Consider the following 20,901-nt stretch of genomic DNA (forward strand, 5'->3'; position numbering starts at 1 on the left):
GCGTGAATTCGATAACCGCCTGGGCGCGCGACAGCGCGCTTATCTTGCCGGCATCTTCGGCGCTTTGCATTTTCTGCCTGGTGATATCGGTCGCGAATTTCACCACCTTATACGGCTTTCCGCCACTGAAGACGGGATTGTAGGAGGCTTCGATCCAGATTTCCCTGCCGCCCTTGCCGATGCGCTTGTATTGGCGCTGATCGAACTCGCCTCGGCCGAGCTTTGCCCAGAACTCGCGATACTCGGCCGAGGAAACTTCTGCCGGCTCGACGAACATCCGGTGGTGCTGGCCGACAATTTCGGACAATTCGTAGCCGAGCGCGGCGCAGAAATTAGCGTTGGCCGTCAGAATCTTGCCGGTGAGGTCGAATTCGATGATGGCCTGTGACCTGCTCATCGCCGCCAGTACGGCCTTTACGTCAGATCCGAAGCCCAATGTTATTTTCTTCATGCTGTTCCCCACTCAGGACCAAGAGAGCCACTGCCGCCACCCCCCGACAGGGTGAGCATCTGAAGATAAAATCTCTGAAAAACTTTAAGTATCCATTAACCGGCGCGGCGTCAGATCTGCTTCGTTTCGAATTTCGTGGGCGCCAGGAAATTTGATTAAAATCAAACTCTTAGCGAGTATCACTTATCACATCGATGTGATGCAGGATTTTCCAAAGACGGAGTTTCCTACTGTGCAAGGTATTTTCCCGGCAGTCCTACATTACAAAATCGGTCGAACCGTTTACGAGTTGTTAAGGAGTTAAGCCGCATGAAGACGCGGCCCGAGTTCGCGAATTATCCGCCTCGGAGCATGTTGTATCGTCCCCTATGCGTGTAGACTTCGCCTCAGAGGCGAGTGAATTCTTTAGTCGCATCAGCCGCCGATCGCGCCGATGCGACTGCTGATCGGAGAAGGACATGAAGCTTGAGGCCGAGTTCAATCGAATTGAGGAAGTCGCTGCGGCCTTCAACACGCATTACGAAGTTTTCAAATATATGAAGGGTCTCACTCAGGACCTGGGAATGAATGCTTTTCTGTTAATGACGCTGCCGACCGTCGACAGCGTCGAAATCGGCGCAACCAAGATCATCACCAACTGGCCGGCGGAAATGGTGGATTATTATGACGCCCATAATCTGATGATCGACAGTCCGGTCATCCGCCGGATGCTGAGATCGACCAGCCCGTTCAACTATGATGTCGAGGCGATCAATACCGATCGTGGCGGAGGCAAGAAGTCGACGGTTATTGAGCTATTCAAACGATATGGCATGGAAAAGGGGGCCTATTTTCCCGTTCACGATGCCGCCGGTGGACGCGGTGCGATGTCGGTGTCGGGGCCACGGAATTTCAGCATGATCGAAATGGCGAAGCTCCTGTTTATCGCCACGCTCATCTATGATCGGCTCTCACAGCTGACATTGAACGAGAACCACAAGCCGATTGCCTTTACATCGAGCGAGTTGGACTGCCTGAGGCTGACAGCCGGCGGCCGGAAGAGTGCCGAAATCGCAAAGCTTCTCGATCTCACAGAAAATGCGGTCAACAATCACATCGGCAGCGCGATCAAGAAGCTGGGATGCGCGACCAGGACCCAGGCGGTCGTCAGTGCTCTCCGGCTCAATGTCATACGCGTTTAGAAGTCCACCCGGAGGCTTGTCGCAAGTTAGATTCGCCCCGCAGTTCACTCCAGAATGGGGCGCGCTTCATGCTTTCTTAACTTTTTGAAGTCGGAAGAGGCGCGCGACAGATCGTTCTGATCATTGATGGTCCAATCTCCGGTAAAGCTGAAACCCTTCCGCAGCCAGAGCATCGCTTCGAAACCCGCGATTGTTCTGCAGGCCGTATTGAAGGAGTGAAAGCCACCGATCTTCGGCATGTTCTTCTTCACGCGGAAGTGGTCGTTCTCGATGCCTTGCTGGAGGTGATTGGTGACGTATTGCACGGGATCGGGACGATGTAATCCGTCGCTGATGACTTTATTGCGGCCGGGAATGTGCTGGCGCCATCGGTACCGATCTTCTCCGGCGACATCAAAGGCCCGTCCTTCAACCGTTTGGCGGCATTAAGGTCGCGCTTCGCAGTCAAAAGGAATTCGATCGGGCTCCCGTCCTTATCGATGGCACGATTAAGATAGCGCCACCTGCCGCGGTCGTTTACGAAATCGCGCAAACGTCCGTCATGCGTGGCATCCCGTCAGCGACGCATTGAAAGCGGATTCGCGACTCGAACTTTTGTCGGCCGAAGAAATCGACGCTTTGGCCAATCCGAAGAGCTATGTTGGAGAGTCAAAACGGATTTCTACGCTTTATACGTGCTTACAGGTGGAGACCGCGGAAGCGCACGAAACGTGGCAGGTCGAGAAGCTTTTTCTCGGCACCCACCTACTTGAAGCTCTTGAATGACTCCTGTCATTTGTTTGACCATTCGAATCCTTCACCGCCGTCCGGCGGGCGACGGATGCTGGAAGAGGATCGGCTAAACAATCAAAGACACCATTAGCCGCGCCGGGCCGTCCCACGCTGCGACGGAACGGAGTTTGTCATACTTCTTATCGGATACCGACAAGTCTGAAACGGCGCCGCAGCGGAGCGATCCGTTTTGACCTTGACCTTGCAATCGAGCACGAGGCTGGCGCGAAGCGCATCGGCGAACATCAAATTATGCTCTCTAACTCATTCTTTCCAGAGCGAACCTACCGGCCCCGAAATCGGGCGTAGCAATCGCTACAGGAGCGACCTTACTCACATAAATAGTACGAAGACCGCTTCTCTGACGCGTCCCGGCCACTGTTTGTCAGAGCGATCCTACATCGCCTGCTTTCGAAGTGCCAAGGAAGCCACATGCAGTAAGCTTGGTCGGATCCTGGGAAGGGTGTCCAGTCAAGTTTCAACACACTAAGGCAACTCGACAGCTTCGACCCCGGGGCGAGTAACGTGCTATTAGGGTTTGGTCACTGTACATCCGAGATCGGAAAGCAGTCCGTCCTTCAAGCCGTACACCCATCCGTGAATCGCAACATTTTTTCCGGCCTGCCAAGCCGCCTGCAGGGTCGGAGTACGGGCGAGGCGTTTCACCTGTGCGGCGACAGAAGCCTCGCAGAGCCGGTCGAGATCTTCTTCCGTCCAAACTTCGCATTCCCGACACTCGAATTGCTGCTCCGCGACGTCCCGAACCGGCTGCAGCCAGTGGTCGATTAACCCGAAGCGCTCGTCGCTGACGGCGGCACGAATTCCGCCGCAGCCATAATGCCCGCAGACAATAATATGCCCCACCCCAAGCTGATGGACGGCAAACTCGACAACGGAAAGCATGTTTAGGTCGGCGGGGTGGATGAGATTGGCGACATTACGGTGTACAAAAACCTCGCCCGGCTCCAAGCCCGTGATCACGTTGGCGGGCACTCGGCTGTCGGAGCAGCCTATCCACAGATAATCTGGCTGCTGCAACTGCGACAGCCGCTCGAAGTAATCCGCTTTATCGGCCTTGCGCTCGGCAGACCACCGCCTGTTCCTTACAAAAAGATCTTCAATCATGACTCACCGGAGTTTGACGTAACCGCCATCGAGAAGCTTCTCGCGGCACGACATGGTTCAATGTCACCCAAATAGAATAAATTCCTGGAGATATGTAGGCCTTCTGAGTTTCTAACCACAGATCTCATGTGTTCGTGCCGGTCTATCAAGTACCATCTGCTGGATCTGATTAGCCCTTGAGGAATACCGGTCGAGCGGTCTGTAAGAACGCTGGCGCTGTTTCGAAGTAGCGGCTTTCGATCGGATCGAAGGTAAAGCTGTCCCTGCCCTCTCGTCGGCACGCCGGTCTCTGCTTCCATTCGGGCGGCCAACAGCCGATGCACTTCTGGGCCGTGCGCTCCGCACGACCGTTGTTCGGTCGTGCGGCAGGTCGGTTGTTGCCCGCACACGGCGAGACGGAGCGGACCTTGTCGTCGTCCCGCCGATTTGGATGAATGTTTGGTCATTTATGCCACATCAGGCGTCCTTCACGGACCGGGGCCTTTGGTCATGAGATTCGCCGAGGTCGGCTCTCTCGGGTCTTCAATATGCAATCCTTCGCTGTCCAGCACTCCTTTGCGTCATCGGCCGGCAGGAATTCCGTAGCCGCCACCGGTCGGGGTGACGATGGTAATCGCTTCTCCTTCATCCAGCCGCGTCTGTGCACAGCCTGGCAGCACCTCGATTTTCTGGTCGAGGCGGCGCACGAGGTTTCTGCCGGTTTCGCCCGCTTCACCGCCGGCGAGGCCGAACGGCCTGACGGTGCGGTGCCCGGAGAGAATCGCGCAATCCATCGAGCGCCGGAAACGGATCGTCCGGCTGGTGCCGTCGCCACCGTTCCAGTGCCCTTTGCCGCCCGAGCCTTCGCGTATGTGGAAATCCTCGAGTACGACGGGAAAGCGCAGTTCGAGGATCTCCGGATCGGTCAGTCGCGAATTTGTCATATGGGACTGAACACCGGCAACGCCTGAAAACCCCTCACCTGCCGGAGCGCCCGAGCATAGCGTTTCGTAATATTGGTGTGTTTCATTTCCGAAGGTCAGATTGTTCATCGTCCCTTGCGACGACGACAGCTTACCGAGCGCCCCAAAGAGACAATTGGTGACGGCCTGGCTCACCTCGACGTTTCCGGCGACGACTGCCGCCGGGCGGCGGGGTGCAAGCATCGATCCTTCCGGGACGATGATTCTGATCGGCCGCAGGCAGCCGGCATTCATCGGGATATGGTCTTCCACCAAGACACGGAAGACATAAAGAACTGCCGCGCGCGTGATCGGTTCCGGAGCATTGAAGTTGTCCGGCTGCTGTTGCGATGTTCCGGTAAAGTCGACCGTCGCCTCGCGTTTCGTGCGGTCGATGCTGATGCGCACCTTAATCTCGCATCCCTGGTCCATCGGATAGGTGAATTCGGCATCGTCAAGGCGGGCGATCAGGCGGCGGACACTTTCTGCCGCATTGTCCTGCACATGCGCCATATAGGCTTCGACGACGTCGAGCCCGAACTGATCGACCATCTTTCTGAGTTCGTTGGCGCCCTTTTGGTTGGCGGCGATCTGCGCCTTGATATCCCCGAGGTTCTGGCCGAGATTGCGCACCGGATGGAGTGCTCCCGTCAGCAGTTCGGCAAGTTCGGTTTCCCGAAAACGGCCCCGGTCCAGGAGTTCGAAGTTGTCGATATAGACGCCCTCTTCATCGATGGTGCGGGCACTCGGCGTCATCGATCCCGGAGCGATGCCGCCAATGTCGGCATGATGGCCGCGCGATGCCACCCAAAACAATATTTCATTGCCCTCGGCGTCGAAAATCGGGGTGCAGACCGTGATGTCAGGCAGATGTGTGCCGCCGTTATAGGGTGCATTGATAGCGAAGACATCTCCCTCATGGATGGTCGGATTGCCGGCGATGATCGCCTCCACCGAGCGGTCCATCGAACCCAGATGCACCGGGACATGGGGGGCATTGGCGACGAGAGCGCCATGACGATCGAAGATCGCGCACGAGAAGTCGAGCCGCTCCTTGATGTTGACCGACGATGCCGTGTTTTGCAGCGTGAAGCCCATCTGCTCGGCGATGGACATGAAGAGGTTGTTGAATATTTCGAGCATGACCGGATCGGCCGCGGTGCCGAGCGCCAGCGACCGCGATCTGGGGGTTTTGCGTTCGAGAACAATGTGATCCTTGGCTGTCAGCATGCCTGTCCAACCATCTTCGATCACGATGGTCTGATTGGGCTCGATCAGCAAGGCCGGACCTTCGATGACATTTCCGACGGAAAGTTTCTCGCGGTGATAGACCGGCGCGTCGTGCCACTGTCCCTCGGAAAAGAAGCGCGTTCGGGCGGCGGGATCGAGACGGACATTGTTGGTGACTGCGTTTGCCATGGGCTCCACGCGGCGCCCTCCTCCGACCGCCTCGATGGCGAGCGTCTCGACGATCAACGGTTTGTCATGGTCGACAAAACCGAAGCGGGATTTATGCGCGGCTTCGAAGCTCTGTTTCAGCGCATCGACGTCAAAATGGCTAGCAGCAACGCCAACTTCTGTCGCGATGATCCGGGCAGCGGTGACTTCCAGCGCGGTGTCTGCGCCTGCATAGCGGATATGCAGGCGCAGATGAACCGTGATCTCGGAAGTCTCCATGCCCTGCTCGCTCACCTCGCGGAACGCCTCTTCGGACAAGGGCTGGGCCGCCATGACGATCGCCGGGATGCTCTCAGCACGAAGAGGCAGATCGAGCGAGGCCTGGCGCAGGGCGCGGATCTCCGCAAGCCCCATGCCATAGGCGGACAGCAGGCCCGAGAATGGATGGACGAGGACTTTCGTCATCCCGAGGGCATCAGCCACAAGACACGCATGCTGGCCACTCGCCCCGCCGAAGGCGTTTAAGGCATAGGCGCTGACATCGTATCCCCGTGCGATCGAGATCTTCTTCACGGCTTCCGCCATATTGGCGACGGCGATCCTGAGGAAGCCGTCGGCCACCTCTTCACCGCTCCGTCCGTCACCAATCTCATCGGCGAGCGCGTCGAAGGCGGCCTTGACCGCGAAATAATCGAGAGGCTGGTCCTGGCTTTCACCGAAGATCGACGGGAACATGTCGGGTATCAGCTTGCCGACCATGATATTGGCATCGGTGACGGCGAGTGGCCCACCCCTGCGATAACCCTTGGGGCCGGGATTGGCGCCGGCGGATTCCGGGCCGACACGAAAACGCGCGCCGTCATAGCGCAGGAGCGATCCGCCGCCGGCCGCGACCGTATGGATCTGCATCATCGGGGCGCGCATGCGGACGCCGGCGACGTGGGTTTCGAATGTACGCTCATATTCTCCGTCGTAATGTGCGACATCCGTCGAGGTGCCGCCCATGTCGAAGCCAATCACTTTTGCAAAACCGGCTTCCGCGCCCGTCTGCGCGAGAGCGACCACACCGCCCGCGGGCCCAGACAAAATGGCATCCTTGCCCTGAAACTGGCTGGCGGCAGTCAATCCCCCCGACGAGGTCATGAAGGTCAACCGGGCTCCGGTCCGCTCGATATCGAGTTCGTCCGTCACCTGCGCCACATAGCGGCGCAGGATCGGCGAAAGATAGGCATCGACGACCGTCGTGTCGCCGCGACCGACGAACTTCACCAGCGGCGAGACTTCGTGGCTGACGGAAACCTGCGGAAAATCCATCTTGCGGGCAATCGCGGCAATCGCCTGTTCATGGCTTGGATAGCGGTATGCATGCATCAGCACGATGGCAATGGATTTGAAGCCACGTGCGGCGATCTCTTCGAGGGCTTTGCGGACTTCCGCTTCGTTCAATTCCTTCTCGACTTCACCATCGGCCAGAACGCGCTCGTCGATCTCGGCGACGAAACCATAGAGCAGTTCCGGTTTGACGACGTGCTTGGCGAAAATATCAGGCCGCGCCTGGTAGCCGATCTCCAATGCATCGCGGAAGCCGCGCGTTGTGATGAGGGCAGTCGGCTCCCCCTTGCGCTCGAGGAGGGCGTTGGTCGCAACCGTGGTTCCCATGCGCACCTCGCCGATGGCGCCTGCGGGTATTGGCTCACTGGCATCAAGGCCCATCAATGCCCTTATGCCGGCAACGGCCGCGTCCCGATAGGCGCTGGGATTTTCCGACAGCATTTTGCGTGCATGCAGGCGGCCTTCGGGGTCGCGTCCGATGACATCGGTGAACGTGCCGCCGCGATCGATCCAGAAATCCCAATGTGATTCACTCATGACTTGTCCATCCGCGCGGAAAAGCACGGTCCTTGTTTCATCGATTTGGAAAGAGGCGGATTGCAGCGCGTTGCCGCAATCCAGGGATGTCAGTCGGCTGCCAATTCCTTGCCCTTGGTCTCGGGCAGGATGAAAGCGGCGACAATGACCAGCAGGTAGGCGATGACGGCGAATATGGCGATTGCCTTACCAAGCGGCATGGCGGCCGTTGCAATGCCCACTAGCGTCGGGTTGAGGGCAGCGACGCCGCGGCCGAAATTATAGGTGAAGCCCTGCCCTGCCGCACGCGTGCGGGTCGGCAAATTCTCGGTTAGAAAGGCGCCCATTCCCGCGAAGATGCCGGAAGCGAAGAAGCCCAAGGGGAAGCCGAGAAACAACATCAGCGTGTTGTTGATCGGCAAGTAGGTATAGATCACGACAGTGACCATTGCACCGACCGCAAACAGCATGAATTTCTTGCGGCGGCCGATGATGTCCGACAGATAGGCGCCGGTGACATAGCCGAAGAACGAGCCGATGATGATGACGGCGAGGTAGCCGCCGCTGCCGATGACGCTCAAATGCTTTTCCGTCTTGAGGAAGCTCGGCAGCCAGGTGGCGATTGCATAATAGCCGCCTTGCGCACCGGTGGTCATCAAGGACAGCAGCATGGTGCGGCCGAGCATCGAGGGTGCAAATATTTCAGTGATGCGGACGACCTCTCCGGAGGCTTTCAGCTTCTTCTGCGAAGCGGTGTAGACCTCGGGCTCCTGAATGAACCGGCGCACGATGATGGCGAGAATGGCCGGCGCGAGCCCAGCCCAGAAGAGTCCGCGCCAGGCCTCTTCCTGCGGCATCAGGCTGAACAGGATGGTGGACAGCAAAACCGCTGCACCCCAGCCGACAGACCAGGCACTTTGCACTATGCCGACCGCCTTTCCACGGTGCTTGGCTGCGATAACCTCGGCCATCAGCACCGCACCGGCCGACCATTCACCACCGAAACCAAGCCCCATCAGCGCACGGCATACGACAAGTTGTTCGAAATTTTGGGCAAAGCCGCTGAGGAAGGTGAATACGGCGAACCAAATCACCGTGATCTGCAATGTGCGCACCCGCCCGAAGCGGTCGGCGAGAATGCCGGCAAACCAGCCGCCGAGTGCGGAAGCGAGAAGCGTCACCGTGGCGATGATCCCGACATCGGTGTTGGAAATTGCAAGCGTGGCGATGATCGCCGGTATTGCGAGGCTGTAGATCTGGACATCGAACGCATCCAGAGCGTATCCGGAAAAGCACGCCCAGAATGTGCGTTTCCCCGGCTGCGTCAGTTCACCGTACCAGCTTCGCGGCTCGGCATGCGTCGAGACGGCATAGTTGTCTGTCATGTCATTCCCCTTTCGTTGTTGAGTTGCCATGGCCCCGCGATTTCCCAGTTCTTATTGGCGGGGTGTGGTTGTTCATTCCAGTTCTAAATTAGATAGTTGGGGCATGATGTCGTCCGAAAACCGCCCACACTTTTCGGCATATGCTCTAGAAGGCGACGAGTGCGGCGTTCGGCTTGTCCGTGACCAGCATGCAGCCGGGCGCATGCGTGATCGCGAACTTTGGGCGGGCGGCCTGGATGACGGCTTGCGGCGTCACCCCACATGCCCAGAAGACCGGCATTTCGTCGGGCATGATGCGGGTCGGGTCGCCGTAGTCTGGTCGCTCGAGGTTCATAATTCCAATGGACGCGGGCAAGCCGATATGAATGGGTGCGCCATGAACGGCCGGCATTCTCGAGGTGATCTGAACCGCCCGGATGGCGTCGGCTGGGGCGAGCGGCCGCATGGAGACGACCATCGGGCCGGAAAACGGCCCCGCCGGGACACATTCGATATTCGTCCGGTACATGGCGACATTGTGCCCTTCGGCGACGTGGCGAAGCCCTATGCCATTTGCGATCAGCGCTTCTTCGAACGAGAACGAACAGCCTATGGCGAAAACCACGAGGTCGTCACTCCAAAGGTCGCTGATGTCGGTTGGCTCGGCGGTAAGTTCGCCATCTTCCCAGACGCGGTATCTCGGCACGTCCGTCCGGATGTCGAGATCGACGCCCAGTTCCGGAATGCGCGGCGAACCTTTTTCGGATATGCCGGCGAGCGGACATGCCTTGGGATTGCGGACGCAAAAGCGCAGAAAATCATCCGCCAGCGCGCTCGGCAGGATGGCGAGATTGGCTTGGACATAGCCGGGGGCGGTGCCGCTTGTTTGCTTGGTCCAACTGCCATTCCGGGAGGCGGTTCGCATGGCGAGTGGATTGGAGAAAGCCTGCTCCTGACGGTTCGATACTATGTTCATGGGGACACCTCGTTCTCTTCGGATTAAGCATCGGAAAAAAACGTGATAATTTCAAATTGTCATTTTTCATGACTATCGATCAATTTCATTTATTGGAGGAGGAGTGCATGGTGGATTTCAAGGCGCTGGAAACGGTGTTGTGGATTGCGCAGCTTGAGAGTTTCCGCGCCGCCGCCGAAAAGCTGAACACGACCCAGCCGGCCATTTCCGTCCGGGTGGCGCAGTTGGAGGAGGAACTCGGGACCCAGCTATTCGATCGATCCCGCCGTACGTTGACGATCACGCCCGCCGGACGACAGGTGCTGACCTATGCCGACCGGCTGCTTCGGCTCCGGGCCGAAATGCTCCACGCGGTCGCCGACCGAACCCATCTCAGCGGTACATTCAAGCTAGGTGTGGCAGAGACGATCGTCCACACGTGGCTTCCGAGCTTCCTCGAACAGGTGAGCAACACCTACCCCAAGCTTGCGCTGGAGATCGAGGTCGATATTTCGACCAATCTGCGCGAGCGGTTGCTCCAGCAGAAAATCGATCTTGCGTTCCTGGTCGGACCGCTGAGCGCCCCGGCCGTCATCCAATGCCAACTCTGTCGATTTCCAGTCAGTTTCGTTGCAAGCCCAAAGATCAGAGCGGATATAGAGAGTGGTTCCCTCGACGAGATCGCGCGTTGGCCCCTACTCACTTTTGCACGCAACACGCAGCCCTATGTCCAGGTAACCGAGCTTTTTGCCGATCCTGCTCTGCCGACGCCTAGAATATATGCGAGTTCTTCGCTTGCCACGCTAATACGCATGGCATTGGACAGTTTGGGAATTGCCGTCATACCGCCCGCCATCGTCACAGTCGACCTCGCTGCCGGACGACTGGTGGATCTCAATATCTCCCCTAAACTCCCTGACCTTCAATTCGTTGCCGGTTGGCTTGGGACACCTGATCGCCGCACTTTCGAAGAGGTGGTGGAAATCGCAACTCGAGTTGTACAACAGCCGGAGTTTCGGTCCGATCGCTAGCCGGGGGCGCGGCTCACTGCAATGCAAGTTGCGCCGCGACTCTGTAAATTGAGATGTAAAGACCCCTGTCCGCCCTCAAGGTTCTTGGCTTGATTGGTGCACCGCTGCTTCCACTTAGCGTCGAGTCGAGCCTGATGAAGAGACGGCGCAGTTCTGATTCCTCGATCAAACGTGCGACTGGGCGAAACCAACGCCATTCGGCCGCGTCCTATCATGGTTGATCCCAGCGAAGAAGCGCGTCGTTGGCCAGGACCCGTACTACGTCGGCGCAATAGGCGACCTGATCTGAACCTGACCTGCAGTCAACCATCCTGAAGGCGGCCATCGCCACTGGTTGTGAAACCGCTAACTCACGCCGGAAATATTCGACGATTTACCGAAAGCGATCTCGAACCAAAGGCATCCGGAAACTGCTCGCCTTGATGGGGTTCGAACCTGAGGCCCATTCGTCGCTGTTGAATTTCCAAGAATGCTCGGCTCTGGAGCCTGCAGCGAGGCTGCTAACGCCACAACGCCGAGATTGGCACGGCGGATAGGCGTTCTCCGAACGGGATCACCTTGTCATGGTCGTACAAGACAATGCCCGAAACAAACCGTTCTCTGGATGCTTCGGCCAAAATTCGCAATCCAGAAAAATCGGAATTCGTGACGGATGCCGCCGCTTTGATCTCGATACCGACAATCCGCCCGCGCCTGTCTTCGATGACGATATCGACTTCATTCTGCTGCTTGTCACGAAAATGCGAAAACTCAAATCGGGTATGTGCGGCGCTGGCGAGTTTAAGGATCTCCCCAAAAACAAAAGTCTCCAGCAACGCCCCGAACTGGCCCCTATCATCCCGGAGTCGGTCGAGAGAGAGGTCACGAAGAGATCCGAGAAGACCAGAATCGAGGAAATGTATTTTCGGGGTCTTGGTCAGGCGTTTCAGTTTGTTGGAAAACCAGGGTTGAACGGTTCGGGCGAGGAACAGGCTCTCGAATATCCCGACGTATTTCTGCGTTGTGATGTGGTTCATCCCGATGGCGGCGCCAATTCCGGAGTAGTTCACGAGTTGTCCCGAATGCTCCGCCAGGATGCGCAGTAAGCGCGGCATTTGCGCAATCTGCTCGATTTGCGCGACATCGCGAACGTCGCGTTGAACGATCGCCTGGATATAATCCGCATACCAGTCCTGTCTGCGGCTCAAGGTTTTGCGGCTCAATGCCTCCGGATATCCACCGGCCAGGACCGCAGCCATCAGGTCGTCGCCGACGATGGGTTCTCCGCCCTTAGCTTCATTTTGAAAGGCGTCGCGCAGGAAGCGGCTGCTGCCGGCGGTTCTGATCTCGCTTTGCGCAAGCGGCAGCAATCGAACGACCTCCATGCGCCCTGCGAGCGAATCCGCCACGCGTGGCAGGGTCATCAGATTGGCTGAACCGGTCAGGAGGAAACGTCCTGGACGTTGATCGGTATCCACGCTTTCCTTGATGGCCAGCAACAGCTCGGGGGCGCGCTGAATTTCATCGATAATGGCGCGATCTATACGCCTTACAAAGCCAACCGGATCCTGTCGCGCTGCGTCCAAGGTCGTCGCATTGTCCAGCGTGTAATACTCCATCTTCTCGTTGGCCATCTTCTTCGCCAGCGTCGTTTTTCCTGATTGTCGGGGGCCCACGACCAGCACGACTCGCGTATCTGACATGGCGTCGGCCACGCGTTGCTCGACAAGCCTTGGATAAAGCGCCACAGCCACATTCCTTTGATGACTATTTGAAATTACGGGGATGACTAATTGAAAGTCAAGATGTGACCATTTGAAATCTACATGGCGGCTGATTGAAACGAGAGACCAGAACTAGATGGCATGCCGGATGGCGGCATGAGGTAGGCGAGAGGCTAAGCAGGCGTTGCTGAACCTCTCGCTGATTGATCACTGGAACTGATCTAGCTGATCCTCAACGGAGGAGATATCTGATCAAGAGCGAAGCGAAAGCGAATTTGTTTATACTTGATCACAAAGCAGCTTTTTACAAATGAAAGGAATGCAAACGCCTTAAATGGGTTCGAACCGGCTCCCGGCGCCGTGGGTTAAGTCAAGGCCGAGGTGAACTGCGTTGTGGAGACGGTGTTCCGTTGGACGGCGTATCTGAGCCCCCAACAGTTCGAGGATCAACACATCCGGCAGACTGGCAAAACAGCAGCCTGATCAGTGTCCACTCCGAGGGGCGCACTCCAATACGGGTCAACATTCCGAGCCGATTGACCGCCTTGAAGGGGTTCGAACCGTCGACCCATAGATTATTGGTATGTTCACACAGTTGGGGGCAAAGGATCAGTGCCTTCGCTAAGGATCGCGAGATACCGCCGGTAGCTAAAAACGCGACCTCGCTTGCGGCCAGTGACCTCCTCAACTACACCGAAACGCTCCAGGTCTGTAAGTGCCGCATTGACGGTGGGCGCGGAAAGGCCCGTCTGTTGAACGAGCTGATTGGCCGTCATAAACGGATTTTGCTGAAAAAGGTCGTGGATCCGAAGCGCCGAGCCCGCTCGGTCGCTTTCGGATGTGATGCGCTCGCGGTCTTCCTTAAATACGTCGACGATCTGGGTCGCCGCGTGGAACGCCTGGTTGGCGGTATCGGCAACGCCAGTGAGAAAGAAGTCGAGCCAGGCTTCCCAATTGCCTTGTTCGCGAACCTCCTGAAGCAGTCGATAATATTCCGTCCGATGGGCCTTCAGATAGAGGCTCAGGTAGAGCAGCGGCTTACGCAGCACCCCGTTCGTGCAAAGATACAACGTGACAAGGAGGCGACCGATTCGCCCGTTGCCATCTAAGAATGGATGGATCGTCTCGAATTGGACGTGGAGAAGGCCAGCCTTAATTAGTGCCGGTAGTCTCGACCGATCTTCATGCATGAAACGCTCAAGGGCATCCAGGCAGGCGTCCATTTCCGTGACAGGCGGTGGGACGAAGAGGGCGTTGCCAGGCCGCGTCCCGCCAATCCAATTTTGCGAACGCCGGAATTCTCCCGGATTTTTGGTGCCACCACGCCCACTGTGAAGCAATCGCGCATGCATTTCGCGGATCAAACGCAGCGACATCGGCAGCGCTTCTAGTCGCTCCAAACCATACATCATGGCATCGACGTAATTAGAAACTTCGCGGATATCGTGGATGGGCTGTCCTGCCTGGGCTTCGGTCTCAAAACGCAGGAGATCGGACAGTGTCGACTGCGTCCCTTCGATTTGCGAAGATAGAACAGCCTCTTTCCTGACATACATATAAAGGAAGAGTTCCTGACGAGGAAGCAGCATCGTGATGCCATCTAGCCGTCCGAGAGCTCGCTCTGCCAAGCTAAGGCGTTCCAAGAGTGAAAGCACGTCAATGGCAGGTAGCGGCGGCAACGCAGGTGGTATGAACGCCCGCACTGTTTCGCCGGCAACTGATGTTTCGACAAAGCGGCCGCGCCGCTGATTGGGTCCGGAATCAGACATGACGCGAGTATGGGTTTCGGCCGCTATTTAAGCAAGCGTGGCTTTATTTAAATAAGGAGAAAATTAAGGTAAGCGCTCTTAAATAAGCCTCACCACGTTCGACCGCCTTGACGGGATCTGAAACGGCGAAGGCTTGCAATTGATCCGAGGCTGAATGGGCAGGCAGCGCGCCACGCTCAGCGTTCAAACCGATCTAGCATTTTTCTCAACTGCGCGTTTTGCAGCTTTAGCTTTCTGGTCAACTGAGCCCTCAGCACCTTGATCTCGTCATCGAGGCTCATCTCGTTTGCAGTGTGTATACCCTTGCGACCATTCGCTATCGCCACCGCTTCCTTGCCGCGGCTCCTTTGCTTGCGCGGTGCGACCTCGACAGTTCGCTTGATCCCAGGGGTATCATGTGCAGCGGTGACGTCGATACCAGTCCCACCTGATATAGGCGGATTAGCGTCCTCCGCCATTTTGGCGACATCGCCGTCGACCTTATAGCGGACATCGTTTTCGGCTTCTTCGGAATGCACAGGCACTGCGGAGATTGCAGCGGCATGATCGTGACCATGTAGCTCCTCGCTTGCCGGTCGAGCAGCGCTAATCAGGCTCTCCTCGGCAGGCGTTTCAGTCGGACCCGCAATAGCCAACGCCTCCGCCCTAACCTTCTCGGTCGCGCCGTTTTCTCGCCCCTGTTCGCGTCTGGGTGAGATCAGTCGGACAAGAAGTTTCCAGGGAGACGCCATCTCTCTGACCTCGCTTTTATTCCGCCAGAAGGGTGCGAGTTTGAGTTCCGGCAACAGCATCGCCGCCAAACTGTATGTCTCGATAAGCATAGAAATGCGGCCAGCGGTTGACTGGCTGCTTACATCAATCGAGCTTGAGCCGTTTGCGCAGATCGGCATTTTCAGCGCGAAGTTTTTCAGCCAGAAGCTTGCGCAGCCGCTGATTTTCCTCTTCCAACTGCAAAAGGTCTGCCATCTCATCGCTCGCCGTCACCGGCGCGGCCGGCGCTGTCTGCACAGACTTTCTCGCACGGCGCACAGGTGCGCGTTTGGCGATCGCTGCAGCTTCGACAACTTTTGCCTTGCGCCCTCTCCTCTTCACACCACCGGCGCCGGCCAGAGCAGCTGCTGGCTCTGCCGTAGCATCAGCTGACGAGGTCTCAAGTGCCGCCGCTTTCTTGGCGCGGGGTTTGCGCTGTTTCTTCGGCGCAGCGGGTGTTTCAACAACGGTCGGTCCATCGGCCTTGGTTGCCGTATCAGTCTCGTCGGCCATGCTCATCTCCTGTGTATCTGATACAGTTGTTGACGCCCCGAGAGACGGTGTCAACAACGACTTGCCGTCAGGTTCCGGGAAAGACGTTTCGCCGTCAGATTTGCCACGCTGAGAGCTATCTGATGGATGCGGCGATGTCTCTTCTTCTAGGTCGCGAGCGACTGACTTTAGATCCATGTTGCCCCAGATCGAGTTCGACTTGGGATCGAGTTTTCGCCTGCCGTTCTTGTACTCGACGGCAAAACTGCGTTGCGCTTTTTTCAATATGAGAGGCCTTGGGATAATAAGGGATGATTTGGTGATGTACGGTTACATCACGAATAGCGCCTACCGCACCACCGGTCTATGGGCATGCTCATATCAAATCGACCGCACCATTCCGGGAGCAGAATTGGTGGCCAATCGAATGGGGCCGAGGGCCGTCTATACGCTCAAAGCTCTTGAAAGAAGACGGCACCAATAGTTCGTCCCGAGACATTTTCACAGGGTTCCCGACGATCCATTATGCGATCTCTTTAGCCCAGAACGTGAACATCCTAGCAACAAGCCACGCAGCGGCCTCGAAAGCTCGCGGATGCAACAACGGAATCCGTCGTTACTAATCGCTACTTCGCTTCTTGATTTCCGCCAAACAGCCGCCCAAGCTTCAAATTCTGACCAGAAACTACGCTCTCCATACTGGGGATTGATCTTCGTCCGTGCGTAGTATCGCTGCCCCGGTACGTGGAAGACACGCTCGCGTGTCTCGTCGCTGAGGGTCATGCCGCCGCCTGCACCAAATGCGAGCACGCCGATGAGCAAGCCCGGCGCTTTGAACAGCACTGATGTCTTCTGCGGATTGCGACAACTGTGACGCATGCCCACACGTTATTTCGCGGTAAGATCGTAACCGCATTGAAGGCAAACGCCACGTCCGTGCCTGCGACACGATAGCACAGAGGCACGCAAGCCATTTTTCTTGATAAGCGTTTGATATTAGATGGAAAATGTTAATTCGTTGCTGCATTCGACCGCGCTAGAGCGCTGCTGTTGAGCCACTGAACATGATCAACACCCCAGGCAAACGGCCCTCATGCAATCTCGCCCGATTGACACAAGGCAATGTTGCATCGTAGCGTTAGTTAGTCGCAACATAGTAGCAAAGCAGATTAGGTTGCGGCCGGTTTTTATAGTTTCGTAGCCCATAGATTGCGAAGCTCGAACGACAATATTGCGACACATCAATCGGACAACTAACTTGTCCGGCATTGTAATTTATTGCGTGACTGTTCCTTTACAGAACAGAGCCAGAGAGGGCGCAGACAGACACTGCCGATCCGATCGCGGTGATTTTGAACAAGCGGTATATTTCGTCTATTAAACTCGCGCTGTTGTACAGCGACTATTCAATCTCAATATTCATCTAGGGGCGCACCACGTGTGTATTGCCGTGCCGGAAGGGCTATTTGCCCTTTGTCCGCTGGGGATTTTACGCGTACCAATTCGTGCTTTTTTGAGCACGTTAATTGACTAGGTAGAATTTGGACGCTGGTTCGCGAGGTTCGCGGCATTGGTATCGCTTTCGCAGGCGGTAACCCGTGCTTCCGTTCTTGGTGCACTCGCGAGACCGCAGGATCCCCTGAACTCAAGGGTCGCAGGGACCGGGTCACCCCTCCCCGCGACCGCTGACCACCCAGCCTGCTTGCTTGGCGATCGCCTATGAGGTGGATGGTGATGCGCAAGCTTGTCGTAGCAATCGTGTTAATGCTCGTGGGGGCGACGGCTCTCTTTGCCTGGGTGCTGTCAAGGGACATCTTTTACGTCGTCGACTCCTATCGCTACCGGCTCACCGTCAACTTCGCGATCGACGGCGAGCCGCTGTCGGCTAGCGGTGTCGTGCAGCAAACGATCCACAGGCCACCGTGCATCTTGTTGGAACAGACATGCGGGCGCGTGTCGATAAAGGGCGATGCCATTCCCGTACTGTTTCCCAACGGCAAAATGGCGTTTGTGCTTCTACAAGTTGTTGACGGCCACAGGATTACGACCGGAGAGTATCCAAGCCACGCTCTGCCAATCGACCTTGCCTCCGGCAAAATGAGTGCCCCGAGAGATCAGGAATTCAAGGTTGGCACCGATTTGCTCCCCAACATCGTCTATTTTCCGGACGCCGACGATCCCTCCTCGATGACCATCATCGATCCCGAGAAGATCGACCAGGTCGGCGGGCCAGGCGCAAAGTATGTGGACGCAACCGTTGCGGCGACCGAGGCCCCGATTACACGCGCCATAGGCAGTTACCTTCCCTGGGTTTCCACTTTCAAGTCCCATCTTGACCCCGCGAAAGTGGACTTTTTTCGATACGTGCAGATGCAAAACCTGGTCAGTTATCTAAGGAGAGATGACCTATGACTGATGAGTTGATGAATGCAATTCTAGCTATGAATGCATACGACTTCGGAGCAAGTAAGGCTCTGGACGGCACACAACATATGCAGATTGGCAATTGGACGATTACAAACATCGCCCCGCCTAACGATCATAATTTTAGTGCGGTAGCCTATGTGAATGGATCGAATTACGAGATTTCATACAGAGGCACCACAGATGTCCTCGGAACGAATTTTTTCAACGGGGATCTCTGGAACGGTTGGACTATCGGCAGCGGCTCCGACGAAGCCGCCGATGTCAACTCGGCTATTTCGTTCTATCAGTCAGTATTGCAGACAGTGACCGCAAACGGGGGCACGAGTGCGAACATCACTCTCACGGGGCACTCTCTCGGCGGTGGCCTGACGGGGCTCGTGGGAACGATTTACGGTGTCAAGGGCTATCTGTTTGATAACATGCCGTTCGAACTGGCCGCAGCAAACGCATACACCGACTCCATTCCCGGGAGTGCATACAATCCCGACCTTGCGGCGTTTATTTACGGAGGCTCGACGCCGACACCGAACGATGAATCGAAATTGTCAGCTTATGCCACGATTGGCGAAGCCCTAACTCCTCTGCGCACTACGGGCGGACAAACGTTGCCGGTAACGGGGCTCGATTCCGGCGCCACGGACGAGTTGAATTCGGTTCAACTTCATAGCATGGCACTCGCCGCGATGCTCGTGTACGCGTCCGACAACGGCATTACGGATTGGTCGGCGCGCCTTATTTCATGCCGCAGCTCTGGAATGATGACGTGGCGACTGCGGCCGGCGTTGGAGCCTACAAGACGGAAACTGGGGCAGCTTCAACCGCGCTACAGGAAATGATCGCCTATTCAGCGATCGACGAAGGAACGATGCTCTACGGGGACGTAGCCATCAAGACCATGTTTGACGACGCTGGAGATCTCGCTGATCTGGTTCCGGCAAACATTGCTGATCTCTCCCTCGACAGCAATACCAACAGCTTGATATACCAAGACCTCTCACAGATTGCGGTCCAATATGCGGGTCAGCTCGCCGCGGAAAAATCCATCGACGCGGCCTTGGGCCTCGGCGTTGTACATTCCGATTCCAACATAATCAGCGTTGATTTGACACCGGGCGAATGGTCGAACGGCCAGACGCAAACTCCTGTCGCACCGACCATCGTGGGTGCGAGAAATGCCGTCATCGACGCTATCATGAGCGTCGTGGGGACACCTACCCCTCTCGAGTCCAACCAAGAAGGCTTTACTGCGCTCTTTGGATCTGCTGGAACCAATCTGATTGCTGGCATAGCTGAGATCAAGGCGAGCGCCATGAGTGGTGTTACGCTTGATGGGACCGACTCCGCGCTGACTTACTCGGGAACCGCCGGCGGCGCCCTTCTGATCGGCTCGCCCAATGGCAACACGACATTCGTAGGCGGAATTGGCACTAACATCATGGTCGGTCAGGCCTCAGACACATTCAACGTTGCGGTCGGCAATAATATCATCCTGGAACAGAATGCCGGCACCGCGACTCTTGACTCCTCCACTGTGTCAGACGTAGCCGGCTCGACCAACTGGAATATGATCGAAGGGAACCTGGACATCGCGGAGAACTTTCTGTTCAAGTCGGCCGAACTTGCTCCGCTCACGATCGTCTACGGCGCCAACGGCTCCGACAGCTTCGACTTCGAGGCGGGAACCGACAAAAGTGTCGGCGTTTTTCTCCTGCAAATGAACGATATCAACCAGACCAACTTCCTGTCGCTCGATCCCGAGAAGATCAATGCCTACCTTGATGCCCATCTAATGGACCCCAACAATTCCGGTTACGGCGGGCACTTCGATAACAAGATTGTCATTATCAATCCGACAGCGACCGATATTCTCAAATACAACGGCGAAGTCATCAACGATCCGTCTAAATATGTTTCGATGACGGATGCCGGTCAACTTCACTACGCGGCACACGATCCCAATATAACTACCAATATACGGCGCGTTGATCCGAATAACTATTTGAAGATGGTCGGCGACGCGAACGCGAGCACCGGCATCAAGGCGATCTTTACCGATGCCATCGAGAAAGACAATTTTACGGATCAATATTACGGCCTTGAGTCCGCCGGCAACGACGTTGCCCTTAGCGCTTACAATCCTTCCTATGACCCAGACACCGAAGACGCTATGGCGCCTCTCACGAGACTAACTCTCTCGGCGCTGACGGCAGAGGATGATGCCTCCGACTATGACGCCGAGTCGTGGGACAATAAGACGGGCACCGTGACGACTCACTACATCGTCGCTGATGGCGACCTTTCACTGATCGGCTTCAATGTTGGTGATTTCGGGATCAACCTCGCCAACAACACAACCCAGATGGAAGAGCAGCGGCATAACGAGCTGTTTGCTGTGTCGGAATGGTCGACGGCCGATGTCGGCACGGCCAACGGGATGCCGACAATCAGAGGCATTGAACCCGCGTCCCTTGGGGCGAGCTTCGAATCCTCCGACCAGACCTGGGACTCACCTTACAACATTGTCGGCGATTCCTCTCTCCTGACCAACTATGGGCCGACATTGGCGGCGTCGGACTTTATGCGCGCAGCCTGACAACGTGGAACGAAGGAACCGGCGTGACAGCGCCGGTTCCGCTTCCTGTATCCCTTGGTCGTGATGAAAGCTTCTTCCCCTACCCCGCCCGCAGCGTCGGGT

At 56.7% G+C, this 20,901-nt stretch carries 14 protein-coding genes and 2 pseudogenes; 5 read left to right on the forward strand and 11 right to left on the reverse strand.

Translation table 11 applies throughout. The features are described 5' to 3' along the window. Window positions 1-451: PAS domain-containing protein (locus B5E41_RS10185; RefSeq protein ID WP_141098757.1), on the reverse strand; the 451-nt coding region annotated here is incomplete at its 3' end. 458 nt (window positions 452-909) lie between these two features. On the opposite strand from B5E41_RS10185, the gene B5E41_RS10190 reads away from it, so the two are divergent. After that, window positions 910-1,632: a LuxR family transcriptional regulator gene (locus B5E41_RS10190; RefSeq protein ID WP_088393274.1), complete on the forward strand. Its 723-nt coding sequence runs from the start codon at window positions 910-912 to the stop codon at window positions 1,630-1,632. A gap of 66 nt (window positions 1,633-1,698) precedes the next feature. Here B5E41_RS10190 and B5E41_RS10195 read toward each other — a convergent pair. The 5 genes and pseudogenes from B5E41_RS10195 to B5E41_RS10215 form a co-directional block, all read right to left on the reverse strand. Next, window positions 1,699-2,152, reverse strand: a pseudogene (locus tag B5E41_RS10195) (DDE-type integrase/transposase/recombinase); the annotation flags it as partial. Between the two features lie 782 nt (window positions 2,153-2,934). Next, entirely contained in the window at window positions 2,935-3,528 is a 594-nt protein-coding gene (locus B5E41_RS10200) for a carbonic anhydrase (RefSeq protein ID WP_088393276.1), read from the reverse strand. Between the two features lie 560 nt (window positions 3,529-4,088). Next, the gene (locus B5E41_RS10205; RefSeq protein WP_088393278.1) at window positions 4,089-7,736 is read right to left on the reverse strand and encodes a hydantoinase B/oxoprolinase family protein; all 3,648 of its coding nucleotides are present in this window, start codon (window positions 7,734-7,736) and stop codon (window positions 4,089-4,091) included. 89 nt (window positions 7,737-7,825) lie between these two features. Next, window positions 7,826-9,100 (reverse strand): MFS transporter, encoded by a 1,275-nt coding sequence (locus B5E41_RS10210; RefSeq protein WP_088393280.1) that lies wholly within the window; start codon window positions 9,098-9,100, stop codon window positions 7,826-7,828. A gap of 145 nt (window positions 9,101-9,245) precedes the next feature. Then, the gene (locus B5E41_RS10215; protein WP_088393282.1) at window positions 9,246-10,055 is read right to left on the reverse strand and encodes a putative hydro-lyase; all 810 of its coding nucleotides are present in this window, start codon (window positions 10,053-10,055) and stop codon (window positions 9,246-9,248) included. A 107-nt stretch (window positions 10,056-10,162) separates the two neighbouring features. On the opposite strand from B5E41_RS10215, the gene B5E41_RS10220 reads away from it, so the two are divergent. Further along, window positions 10,163-11,065: a LysR family transcriptional regulator gene (locus B5E41_RS10220; protein ID WP_088393758.1), complete on the forward strand. Its 903-nt coding sequence runs from the start codon at window positions 10,163-10,165 to the stop codon at window positions 11,063-11,065. Window positions 11,066-11,565: 500 nt separating this feature from the next. Here the strand turns inward: B5E41_RS10220 and B5E41_RS10225 are convergent, their stop codons facing one another. From B5E41_RS10225 to B5E41_RS32135, 5 genes and pseudogenes are all read right to left on the reverse strand, one after another. Continuing rightward, a complete protein-coding gene (locus B5E41_RS10225; protein WP_088393760.1) occupies window positions 11,566-12,792 on the reverse strand; it encodes an ATP-binding protein in 1,227 nt (408 codons plus the stop codon). 563 nt (window positions 12,793-13,355) lie between these two features. Then, entirely contained in the window at window positions 13,356-14,537 is a 1,182-nt protein-coding gene (locus tag B5E41_RS10230) for a Fic family protein (RefSeq protein ID WP_088393284.1), read from the reverse strand. 176 nt (window positions 14,538-14,713) lie between these two features. Continuing rightward, window positions 14,714-15,268 (reverse strand): hypothetical protein, encoded by a 555-nt coding sequence (locus tag B5E41_RS10235; protein ID WP_088393762.1) that lies wholly within the window; start codon window positions 15,266-15,268, stop codon window positions 14,714-14,716. Window positions 15,269-15,392: 124 nt separating this feature from the next. Further along, window positions 15,393-16,064: an MreC domain-containing protein gene (locus B5E41_RS10240; RefSeq protein ID WP_088393286.1), complete on the reverse strand. Its 672-nt coding sequence runs from the start codon at window positions 16,062-16,064 to the stop codon at window positions 15,393-15,395. Window positions 16,065-16,412: 348 nt separating this feature from the next. After that, window positions 16,413-16,658, reverse strand: a pseudogene (locus B5E41_RS32135) (sunset domain-containing protein); the annotation flags it as partial. 855 nt (window positions 16,659-17,513) lie between these two features. On the opposite strand from B5E41_RS32135, the gene B5E41_RS10250 reads away from it, so the two are divergent. The 3 genes from B5E41_RS10250 to B5E41_RS10260 are packed head-to-tail and all read left to right on the forward strand — an operon-like array spanning window position 17,514 to window position 20,799. Then, window positions 17,514-18,191, forward strand: coding sequence for a hypothetical protein (locus tag B5E41_RS10250; RefSeq protein WP_141098758.1), 678 nt, complete (start codon window positions 17,514-17,516; stop codon window positions 18,189-18,191). Beyond that, window positions 18,188-19,042 carry a Tle-like phospholipase domain-containing protein gene (locus B5E41_RS10255; RefSeq protein WP_088393290.1) on the forward strand — a complete coding sequence of 285 codons (855 nt, stop codon included), beginning with the start codon at window positions 18,188-18,190 and terminating at the stop codon, window positions 19,040-19,042. The genes B5E41_RS10250 and B5E41_RS10255 overlap by 4 nt, the downstream gene beginning before the upstream one ends. Next, window positions 18,946-20,799 (forward strand): hypothetical protein, encoded by a 1,854-nt coding sequence (locus B5E41_RS10260; protein WP_141098759.1) that lies wholly within the window; start codon window positions 18,946-18,948, stop codon window positions 20,797-20,799. The genes B5E41_RS10255 and B5E41_RS10260 overlap by 97 nt, the downstream gene beginning before the upstream one ends. Window positions 20,800-20,901 lie beyond the last annotated feature (102 nt).

Origin of the sequence: Rhizobium esperanzae (assembly GCF_002204185.1) — a bacterium.
GTDB classification, from domain to species: domain Bacteria; phylum Pseudomonadota; class Alphaproteobacteria; order Rhizobiales; family Rhizobiaceae; genus Rhizobium; species Rhizobium esperanzae.

Bases quoted from the DNA above. Each gene is read 5' to 3' on its own strand.
- B5E41_RS10215 (WP_088393282.1), bottom strand. From the start codon at position 10,055: ATGAACATAGTATCGAACCGTCAGGAGCAGGCTTTCTCCAATCCACTC.
- B5E41_RS10200 (WP_088393276.1), bottom strand. From the start codon at position 3,528: ATGATTGAAGATCTTTTTGTAAGGAACAGGCGGTGGTCTGCCGAGCGC.
- B5E41_RS10255 (WP_088393290.1), top strand. From the start codon at position 18,188: ATGACTGATGAGTTGATGAATGCAATTCTAGCTATGAATGCATACGAC.
- B5E41_RS10190 (WP_088393274.1), top strand. From the start codon at position 910: ATGAAGCTTGAGGCCGAGTTCAATCGAATTGAGGAAGTCGCTGCGGCC.
- B5E41_RS10235 (WP_088393762.1), bottom strand. From the start codon at position 15,268: ATGGCGTCTCCCTGGAAACTTCTTGTCCGACTGATCTCACCCAGACGC.
- B5E41_RS10205 (WP_088393278.1), bottom strand. From the start codon at position 7,736: ATGAGTGAATCACATTGGGATTTCTGGATCGATCGCGGCGGCACGTTC.
- B5E41_RS10260 (WP_141098759.1), top strand. From the start codon at position 18,946: ATGCCGCAGCTCTGGAATGATGACGTGGCGACTGCGGCCGGCGTTGGA.
- B5E41_RS10220 (WP_088393758.1), top strand. From the start codon at position 10,163: ATGGTGGATTTCAAGGCGCTGGAAACGGTGTTGTGGATTGCGCAGCTT.
- B5E41_RS10210 (WP_088393280.1), bottom strand. From the start codon at position 9,100: ATGACAGACAACTATGCCGTCTCGACGCATGCCGAGCCGCGAAGCTGG.
- B5E41_RS10250 (WP_141098758.1), top strand. From the start codon at position 17,514: ATGCGCAAGCTTGTCGTAGCAATCGTGTTAATGCTCGTGGGGGCGACG.
- B5E41_RS10230 (WP_088393284.1), bottom strand. From the start codon at position 14,537: ATGTCTGATTCCGGACCCAATCAGCGGCGCGGCCGCTTTGTCGAAACA.